Below are 2,589 nucleotides of genomic sequence, written 5' to 3'. Positions count from 1 at the left end.
CTTCCGCCAAAACAGAAGGCGACACTAGTGATGAGCTAAGCGAGCCGAACACCGCCACTGCGTACAATTTTCCTGTACATTTATTGCATTGTGACAGGTCTTGACCAATAGTTTTTCAACACAATAGGCCAATACCAGACGTTCCACAACAGAGCTTCGGACAGTCAAGGCGTGAAGTTTATGTGCAAGTGCAAAGAAGTCCCGCTGGCGATTGCTAACCTCAGGTACTGGAAAAAACGCTTTGAATACAAAGGAGCGGAGGATTTTTTTACCTATTTTCAAGATTTGGATACAGAGACTTTTTCACCCCCCACTCGATTATGAAATTTCAAATTATGAGTGCAAGATTTGCTCACAAAAATGGTATGTAGAATGCGCACCTGAACAAACAACCTGGGCTGTGTTTGCCATGAAAGATGCTACGGGTGACTTGACTTGGAAGTCACCTAGCATAGCGGCGCAGAGAGCTTTCCTTGAGCTGCTAGCACACCGTGGATTTTCTGAGGACAGGTGTCTGTTCAAAAACTGCACCGGTCTGGCCTTAAACGGGCGGTTGGTCTGCTATGCTCACCTTCCGTAATCGGCCAGAAGCAGACCTAAAAAGATCAGGACAAATATGACTTGTTGTTTGGCAATCTCACTTCCAAATTGTTCGCTAGCTGCGGCTGACACACGCATTAGGTTGGAATTTGACGGTAAGCAACTTAATCATGATGGCCCTAACGATTTAAATGTAGAAGTAGCATCGTTAGGGCGAACCATCAATTTACCTTTCGCGTATCGTAAAATTAGGCCTGTTAGCGACGGTTGGGCAGTGTGTGCAGGTTCACAAGCTAGCGCAACCGAGATTTTAAATTTGCTCCGAAGCAAAGATGCAATCCTGTTTACGAGGGCACGGGCGCTGATTGCGAGCGACACCGAATTGATCGAGCGGGTCGCATCTGCCACTGGCCTCCCGCCGGCTCAACTGCGCGAAACGGTTGTCCTTGCAGCGCCCTTTGGCTCAGCCGCACATGCGTGGACGCTAGGTCTGCGGCATACTGATGATCGGACAAACCGCCGCGCTGACATTGCTATTAATTGGCCCCATGCAGTACCTTTGGCTGAGCGAACGCGGGCAGACGCTGAATTGAGAAGAGTTTTAGCATTACCCAGTATGCAAACTAGTGCCTTTACCTATGCGAAGGCTCTAGCGGAAATCATCGATACTGCGGCCCGGCACGCACCGGATGTGGGACCGTTTATCCAGCTCGGTCAGACGTTGATTAGGAATGGGGCCAAGCGTTCCATTTACTTTCAAGGGCGGACTGCCGAATTATTGGCAATGACTGAGGCCCAGTTTGAGGAAAATATTCAAATAGATTAACAAAATCACGGCCTGCGTAGTGCTGAAGATGTCGTGCACTTCGCCGAAGGTCAGCTTAGGGGAGGCACCTGCCAACGACGGCAACCGGCCATGAGCTGCCGGTTGCGAGAGACGGGTTTGGTTGATCCACAATTGATAGGGAAATTGGAAAATGCCTGTCGAGTTTTTTCAAGCGCCATCCGGAACCCGAGTTAGGCAATCCTTCGATTCCCCGACGGTATATCTTGATCATTGGGCTATTCGGCTGTTCAGTGATGATATAGCCCTGCAAGATCGTCTAGTGGCTGCTTTGCTGGGTAAAGGAGGCACGTTACTTCTTTCCATGATTTCACTCGGTGAATTTGCTGGACCGAGTGATCCTCAACATGTCGATGATGCGGAGGCATTCATCGAACGCTTACTTCCCAACATATATTTGACGGATTTTGCGTTTGACAAGGTTCTTGATCGGGAGCACCTAGAGGCAGACAACTCGACTCGTTTCTGGCCATCTGCAGATCTGCCGCAGTTGAAGCTGCTTTCCGAACGGCCGCAAAATCCTCCGCTCGGTGTCACGATGCAAGGTTTCATAAGAATGTCTTATGAAAACCGCGAGGTTATCGGGCAAATGATGAAAGGACTGGTTCAGCAAATCGCAGGTGGGATCAAGGATGCCAGGGCCGACCCTTCCTACATTTCCAAAGCCAAAATGTTCAAACCTGATGACACTCACCCCCGAACGCATGTGATCATCGGCGAGCTAATGCGCGAGTATTACCTGGATCCGGGCCTCCCAATTAAAGAGAACGATATCGTCGATATGCTCCACGCCGCTATGCCGATTAACTGTTGCGACTACGTTCTTCTTGACGGTGCCTGGGAAGAGCGTGTGGTAAAGATGAAGAAACGAGTTGAAAAAAATGGCTCGCATATGCCGTTGGCCAAGTGCTTTTCAAGGCGAAATGACGGTGTGCGTTCGTTCCTCAGCGATCTCGAAGCATTTGATCAACATAGCCTGCTGAAGCCTGCCCTCCCATATTGAGCGCTAACGCTCTGCCCTTGCGGCCCAAGCTCATCTTTAGGAAAACCAAGAATTGGGCGAAGGTCTGAAATGGGGCTATTGTGTTGAAAAACTATTGGTCAAGACCTGTCACAATGCAATAAATGTACAGGAAAATTGTACGCAGTGGCGGTGTTCGGCTCGCTTAGCTCATCACTAGTGTCGCCTTCTGTTTTGGCGGAAG

2 protein-coding genes are annotated in these 2,589 nt (G+C 49.5%); both read left to right on the top strand.

From position 1 onward, the window contains the following. Positions 1–682: 682 nt before the first annotated feature. A complete protein-coding gene (locus AC54AG_RS28255) occupies positions 683–1,366 on the top strand; it encodes a hypothetical protein (protein WP_496632652.1) in 684 nt (227 codons plus the stop codon). Between the two features lie 151 nt (positions 1,367–1,517). Next, the gene (locus tag AC54AG_RS28250) at positions 1,518–2,387 is read left to right on the top strand and encodes a hypothetical protein (RefSeq protein ID WP_496632650.1); all 870 of its coding nucleotides are present in this window, start codon (positions 1,518–1,520) and stop codon (positions 2,385–2,387) included. Positions 2,388–2,589 lie beyond the last annotated feature (202 nt).

This window comes from Janthinobacterium sp. BCJ23 (assembly GCF_059617945.1).
This window is presented reverse-complemented; position numbering and strand designations above follow the sequence as displayed.